We start from the raw sequence: 19623 nt of genomic DNA, 5'->3' as shown, positions 1-19623 counted from the left end.
TGTCGCGAGCTTTTGATATTGATGCAATATGGGCCGGCCTCGAATTTAGGGCAGATCGCTTTGGGGTCCGAAAACGGCCAGTCCTCGCTCGGGGACGCCGTTATGATTGGGCCATGATCCTCGACCCTGAAGCCTGTTATCGAGCCATCTCATCCCGCGACCGACGTTTCGACGGGATGCTTTTCGTCGGGGTTACCTCGACGGGGATCTACTGTCGGCCGATCTGCCCGGCTCGAACGCCGACGCGTGATCGATGCCGATTCTTTCCGAGCGCGGCGGCCGCGGAGCGGGAAAGGTTCCGGCCATGTTTGCGATGCCGTCCGGAACTGGCTCCGGGTGCCGCGTCCGTCGATGCCGTCGACAGGACGGCGAGGATGGCCGCCTCGCGGATCGGAGAGACCATCGGCGATGCGGCGAGGACGGTCGAGATGTTGGCCGAGGAATTGGGCGTGGGCGCTCGGCACCTTCGGCGGATCCTCGACCGGACCTTGGGCGTTTCACCGGTTGAACTAGCCCAGACCCAAAGGCTCCTGCTGGCCAAGCAGTTGCTCACAGAAACGCGGCTGCCGATCACGTCCATCGTTTTCGCGAGCGGCTTCGCCAGCATTCGGCGATTCAACGCGTTATTCCGAGAGCGCTACCGACTGACGCCCAGCGAGCTTCGGAAGTCGTCAGGACCACCGGTATCCGGGGAATCGATTTGCCTGTCGCTGTCGTATCGTCCGCCCTTCGAGTGGGACGAAATGCTCGGCTTCCTTGCTCCACGCGCCGTGGCAGGGGTCGAAGCGGTCCTGGGTCAAGCCTATCTCAGAACCATTGACATGGGTGGTCGAAAAGGCTGGCTGAAGGTGACCCCAGGCTCGAATAGCCACGCCCTCGTCGTCGAGACTCCGATGACGCTGGCGAGCGTTTTGCCACAGATTCTCGCAAGGCTCCGCGGTCTCTTCGATCTCGACGCCCGGCCCGACGTCATCGCCGACCACCTGGGCAGGGATCCGATCCTGGGTGAGTCGGTCCGGAGACATTCCGGTCTGCGAGTGCCGGGGGCGTTCGACGGCTTTGAACTGGGCGTCCGCGCTGTGCTGGGTCAGCAGGTGTCTGTCAGAGCCGCCACGACGCTCGCTGGCCGGTACGCCGAGCGTTTCGGCGAGGCGATCGAAACCCCTTTTCCCGAACTCACACGTCTGACTCCTACGCCAGAGCGCATCGCTAAGGCAGAGCTCGACGACGTGACGGGGATCGGCCTGGTTGGATCGCGAGCGGCGTGCTTGTTGTCGCTGGCCAAGGCCGTTTGCGACGGGGACGTGTCACTGAGCCCTGGGCCTGATCCTTCGGCCTCGATCGAGCAGTTGAAGTCAATCCCGGGAGTCGGTTCATGGACGGCGAATTACATCGCGATGCGTTGCTTCCGTTGGCCCGACGCCTTTCCTCACGGCGATCTCGGACTGCGAAAGGCCCTTGGGGGCTGCTCCCCTGACGAACTGCTCGAAACAGCCGAGGCATGGAGGCCCTGGCGGGCCTATGCGGCGATGCACCTCTGGCGTGCCTCTGTGATGAAGCAATGCGTCTCGATCAAGGAGACTTCGGAATGAGCTATGTCTACAAGACGATGCGGTCACCGGTCGGCACGCTCAAGCTCGTTGCCAGCGGGGCGGGATTGGCGGCCGTCCTGGGGGAGAACGACAATCCTCGCCGCGTTCGACTGGGAACCGCCACGCGCGACGACCATGATCCTGTTCTGGGCAAGGCGGAGCGGCAGTTGGAGGAATACTTCGAGGGGAATCGGAGGACCTTCTCCATCGAGCTCGACTTCAAGGGGACCCCGTTTCAGAAGAAGGTATGGGAGGCGCTCCTGGAGATCCCCTACGGCGAGACCAGGAGTTATGGAGCGATCGCTGCGGCCGTGGGCGAGCCCAAAGCGATGCGGGCTGTTGGCGCCGCCAATGGCAGGAACCCGATCTCCATCATCGCCCCCTGCCACCGAGTCGTCGGCGCGTCGGGCCGGCTCACCGGATTTGCAGGCGGCCTGGAAGCCAAGGCGTTCCTCCTGAGACTGGAGGGGGCGAAGGTTGTGGAGTTGATCCGGACCTGACCATTCGCGGTAGGACGGGGAAATGAACGAAGCCCGTGCAAGACTGCTCATCGCAAGTCTCGCACGGGCTTCATCTTTTCGAGAAAATCGGGCCGAGGGGATTTGAACCCCTGACCTCTAGCACCCCAAGCTAGCGCGCTAGCCAAGCTGCGCTACGGCCCGATTGTCGCATACAAAAGGCAGCCTTGGTTGCCCGCGGCGTATTTCGCGTCGACGGGTTTTATTGTAGGGTGTCAGAAGAATCTGTCAATCGTGGAGAGGGGTGGCGCGTGGAATTCGCGGATCGCGTGGTGCAGGCAGTGCGTCGTAAGGGGAATCCCGTGGTGGTAGGGATCGACCCTCGGCCGGAGGAATTGCCGCCCGGATTCTTGGAACAATTCCCTGAGACTCGGATGGGGGTAGCCCAGGCGCTGGAGGCTTTCGGACGCGAGATCGTCGATGTGGTCGCCCCGCTCGCGCCGCTGGTGAAGTTCCAGTCGGCTTTCTATGAGGCGTACGGCCCGGAGGGGCTCGCGGCGCTGCATGCGACGATCGAGTACGCTCGAAGCCGGGAACTGCTGGTGATCTTTGACGGCAAGCGGAACGATATCGGTTCGACGGCTGAGGCCTACGCCCGCGCGTACCTCGGCAAGGAGCCTGTCGGCGGTTCGTTCGAGCCTTCATGGCAGGCGGACGCGATGACGATCAACCCCTACCTGGGCAGCGACGGAGTCGCCCCGTTCGTGAAGATCGCCTCTCGCGAGCGGAAGGGGGTGATCGTTCTGGTTCGCACCAGCAATGCTTCAGCGCGAGAGTTCCAGGACCTCGTCTGCGATGGCTTGCCCGTCTATCGCCACGTCGCCAACCGGCTAAAGGAGTGGGGCAAGGGGAAGCAAGGAACCGAGGGGTACAACCTCGTGGGCGCCGTCGTCGGCGCGACGTATCCCGCGGAACTCGCCGAGCTGCGTGCGGAGCTGCCGGGGGTGATGTTCCTCGTTCCGGGATATGGAACGCAGGGAGGGACGGCCGAGGACATCGCCGCGGGCTTCGACCCGAATGGACAAGGCGCGCTGGTGAACAATTCGCGTGGGATCACCTTCGCCTACAACAAGGCGGCGTATCGCGACCGGTTCGACGACTGGCGGCGGGCCGTGGAACAGGCGGTCGTCGACATGATCGACGATCTGGCCGCGAACACTCCGGCGGGGCGGCTGCGGTCCTCCTGAGCGGCTTCCGGGGCGTAGCTCAGAACTCTGGCAAGAGGCCGCGCTTCACGGCGCGGTGGACGGCGAAGCCGCCGATACTGGCGAGGCCGATTGGGACGGCCAGCATCAACAGGATGCTCTTGTTGAAGCCGTCGGCCAGTCGCGAGGCGTCGGTCGGCTGGGCGGAGAGGGCTTCCTTGCACGTGGGGCAGGCGGCGGCCGGTCGAGCGGCGAGGAGGATCATGGCGGCGAGCGTCCAGGCGGCGATTCTCGGCGTCATGAGAGGCTCCGGTATCTGGAGTTGACCAGGGACGCCCGCGCGACCTTCGAGGCGGCGATCGGCAGGCCGCTGGTGATGAAGGGCGGGCTTTTCAGGCTGACGACGACGTCTCCGAACGAGCCCAGGCCCTGAATGGAGTCGATGGTCGTCACGCCGTCGCCGCGGCCTCGGGGCTTGGTCACGGTTCCGGAGAGAGTTGAGACTCCCCGGACGGTCCCCTGAACCAGCAGCAGGCTTGCATCGCCCGACGGCTTGCGCAGGAGGTCCATGAATCCGCCCTTCTTCAGCGTCAGCGAAACCGCGTCGCCGTTCGAGTCAGTGTACTTCAACGACGTCCCCCGAGCGAAGAGGGCTACCGAGTCGACGCCGCCGCCGAGCGGGTTGCCCGCAAGATCGAGGAGGGGGGCCGCCCCCGTTCCCTTGACGACGACCGCGTATTGCCGGCCCGCAGGCAATGGGGACGTAGGATTCAGGTAGACCGTGTTCGTGGCGGGGTCGTAGCCGGGGGCGAGGTAGGCGATCGGGGTGTCGTCGCCGTCGCCGAAGACGCCGTTGGAACCCAGATCGTACAGCGTATACGCCAGGCCGTTGCGCGCGGTGGCGGCGTTGAGAGGCTCGCTGAAGGTGATCGCGAGATCGGCGATCGACCCGGCGTCTCCTTCAAGCCGGATGCTGGAGACGGTGGGGGGAGTGAAGTCGGGGTCGAGATCTCGGATCGTCAGCGAGGCGTTCGACGTGGCGCCGAGGGTCGCTCCCCCGGTGGGACCACCGAGAGCCACTCCGACAGTGAGATCGCCTCGATTGTGGGCGTACGAAAGGACCGGCACGGCGATCACGGCCGATGTCTGACCCGGCTGGAACGTGAGGACGCCCGAGACGGGCTGATAATTGACCCCCGGCGCTGCGGTGCCGGTCGTCGTCCAGTAGGAAACCGATACGGCTCCCCTCGCTCCACCGACGCGCTGGACGGTCAAGTTGGCGACGCCCGCGTTCTCGGGGACCAAGAACGACGAGGCGGCGAACTGGAAAGCGCCGGGCCTCTCGAGAACCTGCAAGGCGTCGGCCGAGCTGATGGAGACCGACGAATTCACGTGCTGGTCGGCGGCGATCAGGGCGGTGAGCGTGGCCGGGCCGACGGACTGGGTCTGGAGGACGAAGGCGATCGTCGCGTAGCCTCGCGGCGCCAGCGTGCCGACCGAGGCCGTTATCACGCCTCCCGAGGCCGACACCGTCCCCTGGGTCGTCGCCGAGCCGACGAAGGCGCCGCCGGCAGCGTAGGGGATCTGGAGGGAGACGCCGGTCGCCGTCGTCAGGCTCGCGTTCCAGACCTGCGCGACCCAGGTGACCTGGCCGCCGACCTGCACGGAAGTCTGCAACGGGCGGAGGGTCATCATGAGGTCGACGGCCGGCGCCACGGTCACGGCGTAGCGGCCGACGTCGTTGGCGGGCGTGGGGTCGGGGAGGGCGCTGGCGGGCGTCCCCGAGAGAACCAGGACCGTTCCAGCCGGAGCTGAGGGACGAACGGTGACGACGACCGTGGCTCGCGACGATCCAGCGAGGCTCCCCAGGAGCGCCGTGAGTCGACCCGAGGCGTCGAGCGTCGGCTTCGCCCCCTGGCTGGCGACGGCCGAGACGAACTCGACGCCCGGTGGCAGCGGGGCCGTCAAGGTCACGCCGGTCGTCGCCGAGGGAGTGCGGTTGGCCACGGTCAGCGTGTACTGGAAGGGCGCTCGCTCGTAAGCTGCGGCCGGAGGGGTAACGTAGACGGCAAGGTCGGCCGCGGCCTGGACGGTGAAAGTGGCTGTCGCCTGGTCGTCGGACGGGTCGAGATCGAGATTCCCGCCGGCGACGCCCGCCGTCACGACGAGCTGGCCTCCGAAGTCGGCGGAGGGCGTCATCACGACGATTGCGTCGGCCGAGCCCCCGGCAACGATCGCGCCCAGCGGGATAGTCAGCACGCGGTTCGTGACGGTCGCCCGGCCCCCCTGGGATGCGAGGGCCGAATTGACGAGCGTCGAGTCGGGCAGGGGAATCGTCACAACGGCTGAGGGCTCATCCGCGGGGCCCAGGTTCGTCACGTGGACGCGGAAGGTCGCCGGGGTCCCCTGGAGAACCGTCGGCGTCGTCGGGACGATTGTGACACCGAGGTTCGACGCCGCGCGGAGCGTCGTTTGACGCCAGGCGACGTTGTCGGCCGGATTCGCGTCCTGTTCGTCGCCCGAAACCCGGGCCGCGTTTGTCAGGACCGCCTCCACGGCGCCGGTGGGTTTGACGATGATCCGCAGCACCGCGGACGCGCCGGAACCGAGGGTGGCCAGGGTCGCCGTCACGATCCCATTCGCGAACGTCGTCGCCCCGCCGTCGAACGCGGCGGAGACCAACGCGGAGAGTGCCGGGATCTGATCGAGGACGACGACGTTCGTCGCCGTATCCGGACCGTTGTTCGTGATAACGATCGAGTAATAGAGGTCCTGTCCGAGCGGCGCGACGGTCGGCGCCTGCATCGCCAGGCTCAGGTCGGAACGGCCGAGGAGCGTCGTTCGAACGGCCGCCGAGTCGTCGGAGGCGTCGGTATCATAGTCGTCCGTCGCGATCGTCGCCGTCGTGGAGTAAAGCCCGACCGCGGCGGCGAGGAGTTGGACGGTCACGGTCGCCGACGCCCCCGGGCCGAGAGAGCCCAGATTCACCACGAGCCGTCCGCCGTTGAGCGAGCCGCTCCCCTGGCTTGCCTTCGCGCTGACGTACGAGACGCCTGATCCGAACGGGAGCGTCATCACGATGTTCGTGGCGGTTCCCGGACCGGCGTTCGAGGCGGTGAATACGTAGGTCAGCAGATCGCCGTTGTAAGCGCTGGCGGGCCCGCTGGTCAGGGAGAGCGAAACGTCGACGACTGCCGTGAGGTTCGCCGTGGCGGTGGCGGACTCGTCGCCGGGGTGCGAGTCGGTTTCGGCCATCGTCGCCGTCGCGGAGGCGGTCAACGAGCCCGAGAAGGAGGCCAGAGGCTGGACGATCACGGTCAGGACGATCGAGGCCCCTGGCTGGAGCGCGGCGATCGAGACCAAAGCTTGCCCGCCTGAGCCCATCACGACGATGCCCTGCGTCGCCGAGGTTGAGACGACGGTCGCCTTTCCGGGGAGCTGCATCGCCAGCGAGACGGAATCGGCCGTGAAGTAGCCGCGATTGGTGACCGTCGCGATGTAGGTCACGGCCGTCCCCTGAGGCGCGAGCGCGGGGGTGGCCGCCAGGTCGACGTGGAGGTCGGTCGTCGGACTGAGGAGGACCGTCTGCGCGAATTCCGATGTATTTCCAGCCTGATCGGTCGCTGTGGCCGTGATGAAGCCGCCGTCGGGCGCCTGGTTGATCGGTATCGCGAACGTCGCCAGTCCGCTCTGGTTGGTCGACGCCGAGGCTTCGCCCAGCAGCCGCTCTCCCTGGCCAAAACCCGTGCGGTCGGGCTTCGACGTCCAGAAGAACTGGATCGTGTATCCGCTCATCGGCAGACCCAGCAGCGTCCCTTTCGCGGTTGTCAGGACGCCGTCGGTGAAGGCCGTGGTCAAGGTCGGGTAGTTGATCCAGTCGTTGGGGCCGGCAGACAGGCCGGGGGGATGGTTGGGCGTGGGGCCGTTCCCGAAATCGATCCCCAGCCCGGCGTTGCCGTAGATCCGATTCGAGAGGATCGTCACCTTGCGCACCGACCCGATGAGCTGGACCCCCGCGCCCGTCACCCCGCTGCCGTTGTATGCGATCGTGTTGCCGCCGCTGGCCGTCCCACCAATCTGGACGTCGCTGGTCGCCACGGCGACTCCGGCGCTCAGGTTTCCCAGCGCCAGCGTCGACGAAGCGTCGGTGCCGATCTGGTTCCCCTGAACGATCAGCCCCGAGGAACCCGCCCGAGCCAGGATGCCGCAGCCGCCGTTGCCGGAGATCTGGTTCGCCTGATCCTGGTCAGAGCCGCCGATGATGTTGGACGGCGAGGCGTCCACAAGCACGCCGTGGCTCGAATTCCCGAGGATCGAACGCCCATCGGCCGTCAGGCCCACGACGTTGCCGATGAGCAGGTTCGCCGTCGAGTTGTTGAGCAGGGCGATGCCGCTCCCCGCATTGCCCGAGACGAGGTTGTCGGAAATCTGACCCGAACCGATCCCCGAGAACCGCACACCGTCCTGCCCGTTGGGGACTTTGACGATCCCCGCGCCGTCGGTTCCGATCCGATTGCCGGTGATCAGGTTCCCCGTCGAATCGCCGGCCTGGATCACGGACGCCAGGACGCCGACCCCCGAATTGCCGGAGACGACGTTCCCCAGGCTCCCCTGGCCCCCGATCGTGTTGTTCGCCGAGCCGAGAATCTGGATGCCCACGCCGTTGGGCGAGGCTATGGTCGCTCCAGGCGTCAGGCCAATGTAGTTGGACTCGACGTAGTCCCCGCCTGGCCCGGTTATCAGGATCCCACTGCCGGTGAATCCCGTCACCGCCAGGCCGGCGACGATGCTGTTCCCCCCCGAGAGCACAATCCCGTTCCAGAGGGACGACGACGATTTCGAGCTTGATCCATCAACCTGGATCAGCGGCGAGCTGATGTACCCCGGTTGCGACCGGGCGTCCAGCTGCACGGGGCGTGTGATCGCCTCAAGCGGCGAGAGGAGCTTGATCGTCTGAAAGCCGCTCGCCGGGATGGCGAACTGGATCAGGCTCGGGGCCTGTCCAACGTCCGCGTTCGCCTGGATGATCGCCTGCCGCAACGACCCCGGCCCGTCGTCAGCCGTGCTCGACACGGTGAACGTGGAAAGCAAGACCCGCCGTTCGCAGGCCTCCAGCCGCGGTCGTCCCGACCGCCGGGCGGCGCGTCCCGATCTTCGACCGCCCTTCCAGAATGGCATGGAGAGATCCACACGGATGATGCAGCAGGGGGGCGACGCAAAGTGTTCGACGATACGTCCGGCTGCTCCTTTTGACGCAGGCCGGCGCGGTCTCTTAGGACTCCCTTACGAAACCGGCGACAAAAAGATCGTTCTCGTCCTGTCCGTCTCCGAAAAACGTCGTGCGAACGGCGTGACGTCCGTCACCTTGTACGCACAACCGATCGGACTGTGATCTTCAGACCCTCTGACAAGGCTCTGATTATCCCAGTTGTGCAATCGCGGCGTCAACCAGCATCTCGTGTGTGCGTGGGCTTTGGCGATTCACTGAGACGGGGCGGGAATCGGCATCTGGTAGAGCATCAGGTAGATCACGACGCCCGTGACCGAGACGTAAAGCCAGATAGGAAAAGCGACTCGGGCGGCTCGGAGATGGCCCATGAAGTCGCCGCGGAGGGCCCGGGTGAGGGTGACGGCCACGAGGGGGACGACGAACAGCGTCGCCAGCAGGGTGTGCGAGGTGAGGATCGTCAGGTAGAGCCACTTCAGAGAGCCGCCGCCCGGGAATCTCTTGCTGCCCGCGAAGTAGTGATAGACCAGATAGCAACTCAGGAAGACGGCTGACGTCAGGACGGCCATCCCCATCGCCAGCAGGTGGCCGCGGGCGGCCGGGTTGCGGAGCAGGGTGGTGAGTCTGGCGATCACCCCCGGCGCGGCTTCGGCTTCACCTTCAACGGGGATCAGAGCCGCCCCGGGCGTCTGGCGAACGATGGCCAGCCAGCCGGCCAGCAGCAGGATGGTGCAGAGGCCGTTGAGGGTCGCGTTGACGGCGGGGAGGATTCGCACCCAGCGGGGGGTGGCCAGGAGTCGGGCCTTGGCCTCCAGGGCCTCAAGCTCCTTCGGATCATGGGTGTCGAACAGGCCGATCAGTTTGTTGCCGTCGACGAGCGCCAGGCGGTCGCTGTGGATGACGGCCTCGTCGCCGCCGTCGGGCGACGGGGCAGGGTTCACCATCGCTGGGAGCAGGAACTTCTCGTGGATCAGCGACATGACCGCGTCCTGGGGACCGGTCAGGAACAACCAGCGGGAGGGGTCGGCCTCGAACGACTGGGCGTAGTTGCTGAGTACCTCGGGAGTGTCGTGATCCGGGTCGACGGAAACGCTCACAAGTCGGACGTCGGCATCGGAGAGACGCTCTTGGAGGCTCTTCATGATGCTCGTGATTCGGGGGCACGAGAGCTTGCAGCGCGTGAAAATGAACGAGGCGATCCAGGGGCGGTCGGCCAGGGTGGCGTCGGTGACGGGCTGACCCGAACGCTCGACGAGCGAGAACGACCCGATCGGCAGGTTGAGATCCTGCGGCCTGGTCTGCTGCGGCTTCCCGGCGAGGATCAGACCGGCCAGTGTGAGACCGGCGGAAAGGACGATCGTCAACGCGACGATCGTGGACCCGAGACGATAACCCGAAACCATGGTGCGCCACCTGACCCGGGGCGTCGGCGGGGAGGGCCCGGGGCGCGTCGGGGTCGTCAAGGGAAGGAAAAGAGCAGGAGGGACGTTAAACCAGTTTGACAAGCGGGTTGCGCGAAGCCGCTGCGGCTGAGGCCGGCGCGGTGGGCGCCGTCGTCGCTGCAGGCTCTTCGACGGGTTCTTGCCGCATGACGAAATCCGGGAACAGCAAAATCGTCAGGATGAAGGCAAGCAGGCAGGCCGGGGCGATCACCAGAAACACCCAGAACCGCTCGAACTTCAGGTGCATGAAATACCAGGCCACAAGCGCGGCCTTCGTCGCGGCCAGCAGGACGAGCCCGAAGACCAGCGGGCCGGGGTTGTCGCGAAAGAATCGAGCGAAACCGTATTCGGCGATCGTCAGGACGAGCAGCCCGAACAGGACCTTCATGTAGGGTGCGTGCGCCTCGGATTCGGCGGCGGCCTTCACCTGGGCTGCGGTCGGCGGTGCCACGGGGGGCGTGACGATCTCGTGCTCGGACATCTCGGCGCCTCCCGGCTCAGATGAGGTAAACGATCGTGAACAGGAGGATCCAGACCAGGTCCACGAAGTGCCAGTAGAGCCCGGCGTACTCGACGGCCGCGAAGTTCTTCGCCGAGAACTTCCCGAAGAGCGAGGCCAGGAAGACCAGGGCCAGCGTGATGATCCCCGCCGCGACGTGCAGGCCGTGGAATCCGGTCACGGTGAAGAAGCACGAGGCGAAGAGGCTGACGCCCGGTCGAAAGTGCCCCGTCGGGCTGATCCCCGGCGGATAGATCCGACCCTCCAGCAACTCGTGATACTCGTAGACCTGGACGCCTAGAAAGACGCTCCCAAGCAGGACCGTGGCCAGCAAGAAGAGCGAGCAGCGGGCCTTCTTGCCGCTCTGGATCGCCGAAACGGCCAGGACCATCGTCGCCGACGAGCAGATCAGGATGAACGTGTTGACCGTCGTCAGGTCGATGCTCAGGGGGTTCGTGAGGGAGTCGTAGGGCTTGGGCCAGCTCGACGGCTTGAGTGTGATCGTCTCGGCTTCGAGTCCGTGTCCCTTCAACGCGGAGGCCAGGTCGTTCGCCTGCTTTTCGGTCAGCCCATTGACCACGCTCGGCTCGGCTTTGAGGATCGTCTCGATCTCGTCCGGCTTCTTGCCAGTCGCCTCGGCGATCGCCTGAGCCGCCGCGTCATGACCCTTCTCGATTCCCCCCTCGATGAGCACGCCGCGCGAGTCGCGAAGGCGGTCGAGTTGGGTCGCGGGGGGGAAGAGATTGCTGTAGGCCGTGGCGGGGCTGCCCCCTCGGCAGACGATGTACGAGCCGAGCAGGCCCGTGAAGAACATGATCTCAGTGGCCAGGAACAGCCAGATGGCGACCTTCCCCGGCAACACCGGCGCGGGGACGGCGTCGGGGGCGGGGTGGTGTTCCCGGTGGTGTGCGTGGGCGTCCGGGTGGGTCGGGGCGTCCGCGGGGTGCATCGTGGGGACCTCGGGCCGCGTCAGGCGGGCAGGGGGTTGAGCACCAGCAGCAGGAGCACCGCCGGCAGGTACAGAAGCGACGCCCGCAGCAGTTTCCGGGCGGTGGCGTCGTTGACATCGGCCCAGAACCGGGCGGAGGCCGCCAGGTAGAACAGGCCCAGAGCCAGGGCCCCGACGAAGTAGACCGCGCCGGCCAGTCCGATCACCGTCGGCAGGAGGCCGGCCGGGATCAGGGCCAGGGCGTGCAGCGTCGCCTGGCGACCCGTCATGAAGCCTTCGGGGTCGACGCACGGGAGCATCTTCATGCCGCCTCGGTCGTAGTCCTCGCGGGCGATCCAGGCGATGGCCAGGAAGTGCGGGAACTGCCAGAGAAAGACGATCAGGAAGAGCGTCCAGGCCTCGATGCCCAGCGTCCCCGTCGCGGCCGACCAGCCGATGACCGGCGGCAGAGCGCCGGGGATCGCGCCGACGGCCGTGTTGAGCGTCGTCCGCGTCTTGAGCGGGGTGTAGACCCAGACGTAGAGGACGAGCGTCGCGAAGGCCACCGCGGCGGCCGTCGCTCCGGCCCCGAACAACAGCAGGAGCGTTCCGGAGATCGCCAGCAGCGAGCCGAAGGCGGCCGCCTCGATCGGCTCCAGCCGACCGCTGGGCAGCGGCCGGCGCTTGGTCCGCCGCATTTGTGCGTCGCGTTCCCGTTCCAGCACCATGTTCAGCGCGCCGGCGCCGCCGGCGACCAGTCCGGCCCCTAGCAGCGTTGCGAGGAACGTCGCCGGGTGGGCGCTGCCGCGGGCTCCCAGCAGGAAGCCCACGCCGACGGTGATCAGCTCCATGATCACAATCCGCGGCTTGGTCAGCGTCAGGAAAGCCGACATCCGGCCGCCGATCTCGTCCAGAGCGGCGACGTCGGAGGGCGGTGCGGCGGCGAGGGCGCTGTCGCCCATCGTGGCGGCGGCGTTATTCAAGCGACGGCCTCCAGGTCGGTCGGGGACGTGGACGGAGAAGTGATCGAACCGGGCTTCGCCGCAGGTCCGAAGTGGCGGAACGCCCGCAGCGTCGCCACCACCGAGGCAGCCAGTAGCACGGCGCCGTTCGTCTGGTGGAGGGTGCGGAACGCCGCCTGAGCGGTGGTCACGGGTCGGGGCATGCCGTCGAACGGCCAGAGCATGACGAAGGCGACGACGCCCAGCAGGATCTGGAGTCCGGCGAGGACCTCCACCCAACGGGCCGCTGACCGTAGCGATGGCTTGGGCGGATCGTGCCGCTTGGCCTTCACGAACAGGTGCGCCGCGACGCCGAGGATCGCCACGCCGAGAACCGCGTGGGTGTACGCCGCATGCCGGCCACTGAAATGGCGGAGCACCGCTCCGAGGCCGATCTGAGCGGCGACGAGGAGGAGCGTGACCACGGCCAGGCCGCGTACGCCCTTCGCATCGGGAGTCGGTTTAGCGTCGCTGAGCCAGTCGCGGCCGGTGAAGGTCGCCAGAGCGACGGTCAGGGCGAAGAAGACCTGGGCGAGGCAGCCGTGCAGGGCGGCCACCATCGTCGAGTTCAACCGGACCCGATACCCGCCCAGCAAGCCCTGGATGATCACGATCGCCAGCGCGGCGACCGCCAGACTCTTCGCCCACTTGCGCTTGTCGAAGGCGAAGAACGCCACGCAGAGCGCGATCGTCGCCACTCCGACCGCCGACCCATACAGCCGGTGCGAGTGTTCGAGCTGGACTCCGAACGGGGCGTCCCAGAAGTTGTACGTGAACATGTTCTCGCCGAACGTCCTCGGCCAATCGGGGACGGCCATGCCGACGCGGTACGTCGTCACGGAGCCGCCCACATAGAGCAGAGGGAGCGTCAGGACGCCGGCCAGCACCGCCGCCCAGTGGGGTGCAGCGCGGTAGGCGAGAGGGCGTTCGTTCGGGGTCGCTGTCGGGTTCGTCATGGGATCAGGGCCTCGGCGACCTCGGGCGTCGCTTCGGCGGGTTCCTTGAAATTGAAGCGGGGCGGTCACGCCATGATCGGGTCGAGCGTGATGTTCGGCGGCAGGGGGCTGGTCTGGGGCAGGTAGTCGTCCTCGCTCCCCGGGAGGCTGAACTCGTACGGGGGGTGGAACACCTGCGGCAGCGTCTCGAAATTATAATGCGGAGGCGGCGACGACGTCGTCCATTCCAGCGAGTTCGCCTTCCACGGGTTCGGGCCGGCCACCGGGCCGAGCACCAGGCTGTAGAAGAAGTTCCCCACGAAAAGCACCTGCACGATTCCCAGACCGAACGCACAAACGCTCATGAACTGGTTCATCCAGACCACGCCCGGTTCGCTGAGGAACTTGTAGACGGTCGGGTCAGGGATGCGCCTCATGTGGCCGTGCCAGCCGACGACGTGCATGAAGAAGAACGTGCCCGTCATGAAGACGAACGTCAGGCCGAAGTGGATCCAGCCGATCCGCTCGTTCATCATCCGGCCGAAGATCTTGGGGAACCAGTAATACGTCGCGGCGAAGATGGCGAACATGCTGCCGCCGAACAGGACGTAGTGGATGTGGCCGACGATGAAGTAGGTGTCGTGGATGTGCACGTCCACCGGCGTCGCCGCCATGAAGATGCCCGACAGCCCGCCGATGATGAACATCGAGACGAAGGCCATCGCGTGCAGCATGGCCGTCGTGAACTGGACACGGCCTCCCCACATGGTGCCGATCCAGTTGAAGACCTTGATGGCCGAAGGAAGCGCGATCATCATCGTCGACACGGTGAACGTCGCCGCCAGCGCGGGGTTCATGCCCGACTGGAACATGTGATGGCCCCAGACGATGAAGCCCAGCCCGGCGATCGACCCCATGGCGATCACCATCGGCTTGTAGCCGAACAGCGGCTTCCGCGAGAACGTCGAGATCACATCCGAGGCAATCCCCATCGCAGGCAGGATCATCACATAGACGGCCGGGTGCGAGTAGAACCAGAAGAGGTGCTGGAAGAGCAGCGGAGCCCCGCCGCCCACCACTCCCGGCGCATTTCCCACCGAACCGCCGACCGGGCTGAAGAAGTTCGTCCCGGCCACGCGGTCGAGCGTCTGCATCAGCAGCCCGGAGGTCAGTACGGGGAGCGCGAACGCCTGGAGCAGCGCCGTGATGAACAGCGCCCAGACGGTCATCGGCATCCGAAGCATCTTCATTCCCGGCGCCCGCAGCATCACGATCGTCGTGATGTAGTTGATCGAGCCCGACAGCGAGGAGATTCCCGCGCAGAGGAGTGCCAGCAGCCAGAGCGTTTGGCCGTTGAGCGACCCGGGCGAGGCCCACTTCATGGTGGACAGCGGCGGGTAGCCCGTCCAGCCGGCCTCCGACGAGCCGCCTTCCACATAGAATGACCAGATCAGGAAGGCGAAGCCCGGCCACATGATCCAGTAGGAGAACATGTTCAACTTCGGAAACGCCATGTCCCGCGCGCCGATCATTAGCGGGATGAGGTAGTTGCCGAAGGCACCGGTCAGGATCGGGATGATCACGAAGAAGATCATGATCGTCGCGTGCATCGTGACGAGCTTGTTGTAAAACTCGGGCGGCATCTGCCCGCCCAGGTTGGGGGCCGACCAGAGCCACTTCGCCAGGATCGGCATCGGCTTCCAGGGCCACCCGAGCTGCCAGCGGATGGCCATCGCCATCAGGCCGCCCAGCAGCATGAAGATCAGCCCGGAGAAGAGGAACTGGACGCCGATGACCTTGTGGTCGGTCGAGAAGATGTAGCGGGTCAGCGGGTTCCGGGGGGCGGGGTGGATCTGATCGTGACTCACGGCTTCCCTCCCTCGGCGTCGTCGCCCTTCGGCTCAAGCCGGCTGCGGCCCTGTTCGGTGAGCTTCGCCGTCTGCCAGGCCTGGAATTCCGCTTCGGTCTCGTGGACCACGACGTCGCCTCGCATCTTGTAGTGTCCCCAGCCGCAAAGCTCGGCGCAGGCCAGTTCGTAGCGGCCGGCGCGGTCGCAGTCGAACCACACCGGGATGGTCATCCCGGGGACGGCGTCCTGCTTGATCCGCATCTGGGGGAGGAAGAACGAGTGGATCACGTCCGCCGCCTTCAGGTGGATCAACGCCGTCTTGTCCTTCACAAGATGGAGGTCGTTGACCGTGAAGAGGTCGTCGGGCGTGTTGAGCTTGCCGTCTGGGCCGGGGTACTTGATCACCCACTGGAACTGCCGCCCGGTCACCTCGGCGAGGGGGGGCGTCTTCGGGGCGGCCGAGCGAAACTTGATGTTCGCCCAGGTCTCCATCTGGTAGAGGGCCAGGAAGACGAGGATCGCGGCCGGGATGATCGTCCAGACGACCTCAAGCCGCTGGCTGCCGTGGAAGTAACGCGCCGGGCGGGCGGGCTTCCCTTCGGCGTCGAGGCGGTCCGCGTAGCGGTACTGCGCCCAGACGAGGGCCGCCTGGGTGCCGACGAAGACGGCGGAGGTCAGCCAGAGGATGATGAGGAACAGCGCATCGATCTCCCGGCCGGACGTCGAAACGGCGCGGCCTGGGGAGTCGGCGGGGTTGGGGAGCCACCAGTCGGCCGAGAACGGGGCGTAGGCGAAGGCGCCAACGCCGAAAAGGGCCGCAAGGGCGAAGATCAGGCTCCAGTATCGCAAGAAGAGTCGCTCCCACGTCCCGCCGCTCGGGGCCGCCTCGCAGAAGGTCGATCGGCCTGGCTCGGGGTTTCGGTCTCGGTCACAGGATATCCGATGGGCCGCGTCGGCGTCGAAATCCGACCGCCCCCGCGACGGCTCCGGCGGTCATCGTCGAACCGTCCCGGCGTCCGCCGTCACCCCCTTCGCGCCGGCCGACTCGACCTCGAGCAGCTCGGGCTGGTAGGGGAGGGCCAGGACGAAGTTCACGAGGTCCCAGATCTGCGCTTCGTTCACGCCAGGGTAGTGGGCCGGCATCTGGGCGCCGGTGATCCCCTTGGCGATCCGCCAGTAAAGGTCGATGGGACGCCGCCCCCCTTTATACACAGCCCGCGAAAGATCGGCCGGCCGCAGCGGGTTGCCCCAGCCGTCCAGCTTCTGCTTCCAGAGATCGCGAGTGGGGGCGTCCAGCTCGGCCACGCGCTCGGGCATCTTACTGGGGTCGCCGCCGAAGACGACCCTGTTGAAGGTCTTCACGTCGACGAAACTCTGGCCGTCGCCTTTCCCCTTCGAGCCGTGACAGCCGGCGCATTCGAGCTTCTCCTTGGTCCGACCCAGGAACAGATCGCGGCCGCGGACGATGCTCTCGAGCGAGGAGGGCGTCCGTTCCGAGGGCGGGTCGACGACCGATTCCTTGGCGTCCTCCCACTTGCTGAAGACCCCCTGGACAAGTTCCTCGACGATGTCGTCCCCGAGGGCGTCTTCATCGGTGTCGTCGCCGACGAAGCCTTCCTCGATGAAGGCCAACTCGGTCTCGCCGCGAAGGCTCAGGAAGGTGACGTAGTCGATGACCTGTTCGATCTCCGCGGGCGACAGGAGCGCCTCGAAGGCGGGCATCGAGGTTCCGTGAAGGCCGTCGCGGATGGTTCGCCGAAGGTCGTCGCGGTCGGGACGTGCGCCGTTGGGGGTCGACGTGAACTTGAACAGCCCCTGGCGGAAATCTCGCGGAGCGGGGAAGACGAACGGGGCCGTCGGGCCGTCGCCCGCGCCGGTGACCCCGTGGCAGTGGAGGCAGTTGCGGCGGTAGAGGGCGTAGCCGCCGGGATGGTTGAGTTTCTCTCGGCCCTGGGCCGTTTGAACGTGGTTCGCCAGCAGGGTCCCGACGCGGCCTTTCTCGTCCTTGACCAACGGCGCACCTTCGGGGACGTGGATCTCCCTCGGGTCGGGGCCGTAGAGCTTGGTCAGGGCGGCGCGGGCCTTCGCCTGGATCTTGGGCTTGTCCGCGAGGTGGGCCTTACCCTCGATCTCACGAGAGAGGGCGGGCTGTTCCTCGTAGACGATCGGGCCGACAAGGTCGGCGTCCGAACATCCAACCACAAGCGAGAGGAGGGTCGCGAGGCCGAGGCCGAGCACGGAACGCCGTCGCACGATCACGCCAACTTCTCCAGGGACTCGTCGCGACGCTGGGCCGCGAGGGGGCGTCGGCTCTCCCGACAGGTCGGGATCCGGGGCCGGGACTGCTTGAGCGTCGAAACGACGACGCGGGGGACGGGCGGTCCGACCGTGCGCCGGCGACGCCCTACGAACGTCGACGTTAGTGGCTGAGCTGCGAGCGACCGGAGGGCCGGATCGGTGAAATTCGGGCCCATCCACGGGTCATCGCGCTGACGCCTCGTCCGTATGGTAAGGTTATCGTAGCCGCCCGTCGCAAACCCCACAAGCCGGACGGGCATTTCGTATTCTTCGACGGGTTCGAAGAATACGGCCGCGACGGATTTCTCGGATCTCACGAACGCACGACCGCTCTCGCGGCCGGACGACCGGCGCGCGCCCGGAGGGATGACGAATTCATGCCCGCCAAGGACACCGACCTCCACGAGATGTCCAGCAGCCAGGCGCGGAAGAAGCGGCTGCGCCGGCTGGTTTACGTCGAGCCCATCGACGATCCGCCTCCCGGTTACTGGAAGACCACCCGCAAGCCGCTCCCCTCGCTGATTCTGGTCGCGCCGATCGTTCTGGCTTATGAATTCGGCGTGGTCTGGCTGGGGGGCGGGGCGTCGCAGACCCTTCGCACGGGGGCCGACGCCTGGATCCGCCAGAGCCTGGCCGCGGTCGGCCTGACCGACCACTGGCTGCTGCCGCTCTCGCTCTTCCTGGTCCTGCTCGGCTGGCAGGCGATGCAGCCCAAAGGCTGGAAGTTCTCGCCGGCGGTGATCGTGGGAATGGTGGTGGAGAGCCTCATCCTGGCCGTAGCGCTGGTCGGGGTGAGCCGGTTGGTGAGTCTAGGGTTCGACCTGATGGAGCAGACCCCGGCGCCGGCCTCGCTGCTGCAGGCTGCTCCCGGAGCGACGGTCGGGGATTCGGCTGCGGCGGAGCAGTTCATTGGATTCCTCGGGGCGGGCGTGTACGAGGAGGCGCTCTTCCGGCTCCTCCTGGTTCCGGTCTTCTATTATCTCCTGCGCGGGCTGCAGGCTCCTCAGGTCCTTGCCAGCGCCCTGGCGGTGAGCGGTTCGGCGCTCTTGTTCTCGCTGGCTCACCATGCGGGGAATCCGGGCGAGGCGTTCACCTGGTTCGCGTTCATTTTCCGCTGGATGGCGGGGGTCTTCTTCGCCTGGGTCTTCATCCTGCGAGGGTTCGGCGTCGCAGTCGGGACTCATACGGCGTACGATGTCCTGGTCGGTTGGGTCGGCTGGAACGGGTGACGGCCCGGGCTGGCGCCCAGTCTCCCTGCCTCCGTCCTCGTCGCCTGGACCTTTGATTTGGCCGCCTTTCGGCTCGTCCACCTTTCCGACGTCCACGTCTGGCGGTTCACCTTCAATCCGCTTCGACTTCTGGGCAAGCGGGCGGTCGGCATGGCGGAACTACTCCTCGGCCGGGCCGACCGGTTCCGCCTGGAGCGGCTCCCCGAGGTCGTCTCGCGGGTCCAGTCGCTTCGTCCCGACCACATTCTCATCAGCGGCGATCTGACCACGACGGCCCTCTCCGCCGAGTTCGCCGACGCCCGCCAGGCGCTCGCTCCGCTTCTCAACGACCCCGACCGGGCGACCCTCGTCCCCGGCAACCACGACCGCTACACTCCGGGCGCGGCCGGGGAGCGCCGCTTCGAGCGGGCGTTCGGCCCGTTCCTGGGGGGCGATCGGTTCCCCTGGCTCCGGTTCGTCGCCAATCGCACGGCGATCCTGGGCCTCGACCCCTGTCGGCCGGCGATCACGGCGCGGGGGCGGATGCCGATAGCACAGCTCGAAGCCGCCCGCAGCCTATGGGAATCGAACCGGGAATCGATCGACCGCCTGATCGTCGCGTGTCACTATCCGGTCGAGGCACCTGGGGAGCTTCGCGAGGAACTTTACTGGAAGCGGCTCTACAACGCCGGAGAACTGGGTGAATGGCTGGCGACGATCGGGCCGCACCTGTTCTGCTGCGGCCACGTCCACCACGCCTGGGCGTTTTCGCCGGTCAGCGTGCCGAACCAGCTTTGCCTGAACGCCGGAGCCCCGCTCCTGGTCGACCGTCGAGGCGACAACCCGCCTGGCTTTCTGGAGGTCACCCTCGACGGTTCCGACGTCCTGGTCGTCCATCATGCGTGGACGAACGACGGCTGGGCGACGCGGCCGATTGAGTGTCGAGATGGATTCTACGAGGTCGTCTAAGACCGACCATAA

The 19623-nt window shown here is 66.5% G+C and carries 15 protein-coding genes and 1 tRNA gene; 5 read left to right on the top strand and 11 right to left on the bottom strand.

Translation table 11 applies throughout. The annotated features are described in order from the left end of the window. Positions 1-116 precede the first annotated feature (116 nt). Entirely contained in the window at positions 117-1592 is a 1476-nt protein-coding gene (locus G5C50_RS02590; protein WP_165064503.1) for an AlkA N-terminal domain-containing protein, read from the top strand. After that, positions 1589-2092: a methylated-DNA--[protein]-cysteine S-methyltransferase gene (locus G5C50_RS02585; protein ID WP_165064373.1), complete on the top strand. Its 504-nt coding sequence runs from the start codon at positions 1589-1591 to the stop codon at positions 2090-2092. Before G5C50_RS02590 ends, G5C50_RS02585 begins: the two co-directional genes overlap by 4 nt. An 87-nt stretch (positions 2093-2179) precedes the next feature. On the opposite strand, the gene G5C50_RS02580 is transcribed toward G5C50_RS02585, so the two are convergent. Then, a tRNA-Pro gene (locus G5C50_RS02580) sits at positions 2180-2254 on the bottom strand. Between the two features lie 68 nt (positions 2255-2322). Between G5C50_RS02580 and pyrF the strand changes: the two genes are divergently transcribed. Beyond that, positions 2323-3297 carry an orotidine-5'-phosphate decarboxylase gene (pyrF, locus tag G5C50_RS02575; protein WP_315852297.1) on the top strand — a complete coding sequence of 325 codons (975 nt, stop codon included), beginning with the start codon at positions 2323-2325 and terminating at the stop codon, positions 3295-3297. 19 nt (positions 3298-3316) lie between these two features. Here the strand turns inward: pyrF and G5C50_RS02570 are convergent, their stop codons facing one another. The 10 genes from G5C50_RS02570 to G5C50_RS02525 all read right to left on the bottom strand — a co-directional run bounded on the left by G5C50_RS02570 (position 3317) and on the right by G5C50_RS02525 (position 17395). Further along, positions 3317-3556 carry a hypothetical protein gene (locus G5C50_RS02570; protein ID WP_165064367.1) on the bottom strand — a complete coding sequence of 80 codons (240 nt, stop codon included), beginning with the start codon at positions 3554-3556 and terminating at the stop codon, positions 3317-3319. After that, positions 3553-8433, bottom strand: a complete 4881-nt coding sequence (locus tag G5C50_RS02565; RefSeq protein WP_165064364.1) for a Calx-beta domain-containing protein — start codon at positions 8431-8433, stop codon at positions 3553-3555. The genes G5C50_RS02570 and G5C50_RS02565 overlap by 4 nt, the downstream gene beginning before the upstream one ends. 303 nt (positions 8434-8736) lie before the next feature. After that, positions 8737-9885: a DUF420 domain-containing protein gene (locus tag G5C50_RS02560; RefSeq protein ID WP_165064361.1), complete on the bottom strand. Its 1149-nt coding sequence runs from the start codon at positions 9883-9885 to the stop codon at positions 8737-8739. A gap of 85 nt (positions 9886-9970) precedes the next feature. Further along, a complete protein-coding gene (locus G5C50_RS02555) occupies positions 9971-10405 on the bottom strand; it encodes a cytochrome C oxidase subunit IV family protein (RefSeq protein WP_165064358.1) in 435 nt (144 codons plus the stop codon). A gap of 16 nt (positions 10406-10421) precedes the next feature. Then, a complete protein-coding gene (locus G5C50_RS02550; RefSeq protein WP_165064355.1) occupies positions 10422-11372 on the bottom strand; it encodes a cytochrome c oxidase subunit 3 in 951 nt (316 codons plus the stop codon). A 20-nt stretch (positions 11373-11392) separates the two neighbouring features. Continuing rightward, complete coding sequence (gene cyoE / locus G5C50_RS02545) at positions 11393-12334, bottom strand: heme o synthase (protein ID WP_240906922.1); 942 nt, start codon at positions 12332-12334, stop codon at positions 11393-11395. Then, on the bottom strand, positions 12331-13308 hold the full coding sequence (locus tag G5C50_RS02540; RefSeq protein WP_165064352.1) for a COX15/CtaA family protein: 978 nt from the start codon (positions 13306-13308) through the stop codon (positions 12331-12333). Before G5C50_RS02540 ends, cyoE begins: the two co-directional genes overlap by 4 nt. Before the next feature lie 65 nt (positions 13309-13373). Next, positions 13374-15155, bottom strand: a complete 1782-nt coding sequence (locus G5C50_RS02535) for a cytochrome c oxidase subunit I (protein ID WP_165064349.1) — start codon at positions 15153-15155, stop codon at positions 13374-13376. Beyond that, entirely contained in the window at positions 15152-15985 is an 834-nt protein-coding gene (locus tag G5C50_RS02530; protein WP_165064346.1) for a cytochrome c oxidase subunit II, read from the bottom strand. The genes G5C50_RS02535 and G5C50_RS02530 overlap by 4 nt, the downstream gene beginning before the upstream one ends. 144 nt (positions 15986-16129) lie before the next feature. Further along, on the bottom strand, positions 16130-17395 hold the full coding sequence (locus G5C50_RS02525; RefSeq protein ID WP_165064343.1) for a c-type cytochrome: 1266 nt from the start codon (positions 17393-17395) through the stop codon (positions 16130-16132). Positions 17396-17811: 416 nt separating this feature from the next. Here G5C50_RS02525 and G5C50_RS02520 point away from each other — a divergent pair, with 416 nt between their 5' ends. Then, positions 17812-18663 carry a CPBP family intramembrane glutamic endopeptidase gene (locus G5C50_RS02520; RefSeq protein ID WP_165064340.1) on the top strand — a complete coding sequence of 284 codons (852 nt, stop codon included), beginning with the start codon at positions 17812-17814 and terminating at the stop codon, positions 18661-18663. 57 nt (positions 18664-18720) lie between these two features. After that, positions 18721-19611: a metallophosphoesterase family protein gene (locus G5C50_RS02515; protein WP_165064337.1), complete on the top strand. Its 891-nt coding sequence runs from the start codon at positions 18721-18723 to the stop codon at positions 19609-19611. The last annotated feature ends 12 nt before the right edge of the window (positions 19612-19623 follow it).

The sequence above is a fragment of the Paludisphaera rhizosphaerae genome (assembly GCF_011065895.1).
GTDB lineage: Bacteria > Planctomycetota > Planctomycetia > Isosphaerales > Isosphaeraceae > Paludisphaera > Paludisphaera rhizosphaerae.
Note: the sequence above shows the minus strand (reverse complement) of the source record. Positions and strands in the feature narration are given on the sequence as shown.

Bases quoted from the DNA above. Each gene is read 5' to 3' on its own strand.
- G5C50_RS02585 (WP_165064373.1), top strand. From the start codon at position 1,589: ATGAGCTATGTCTACAAGACGATGCGGTCACCGGTCGGCACGCTCAAG.
- G5C50_RS02570 (WP_165064367.1), bottom strand. From the start codon at position 3,556: ATGACGCCGAGAATCGCCGCCTGGACGCTCGCCGCCATGATCCTCCTC.
- G5C50_RS02565 (WP_165064364.1), bottom strand. From the start codon at position 8,433: ATGCCATTCTGGAAGGGCGGTCGAAGATCGGGACGCGCCGCCCGGCGG.
- G5C50_RS02560 (WP_165064361.1), bottom strand. From the start codon at position 9,885: ATGGTTTCGGGTTATCGTCTCGGGTCCACGATCGTCGCGTTGACGATC.
- G5C50_RS02555 (WP_165064358.1), bottom strand. From the start codon at position 10,405: ATGTCCGAGCACGAGATCGTCACGCCCCCCGTGGCACCGCCGACCGCA.
- G5C50_RS02550 (WP_165064355.1), bottom strand. From the start codon at position 11,372: ATGCACCCCGCGGACGCCCCGACCCACCCGGACGCCCACGCACACCAC.
- G5C50_RS02540 (WP_165064352.1), bottom strand. From the start codon at position 13,308: ATGACGAACCCGACAGCGACCCCGAACGAACGCCCTCTCGCCTACCGC.
- G5C50_RS02520 (WP_165064340.1), top strand. From the start codon at position 17,812: ATGCCCGCCAAGGACACCGACCTCCACGAGATGTCCAGCAGCCAGGCG.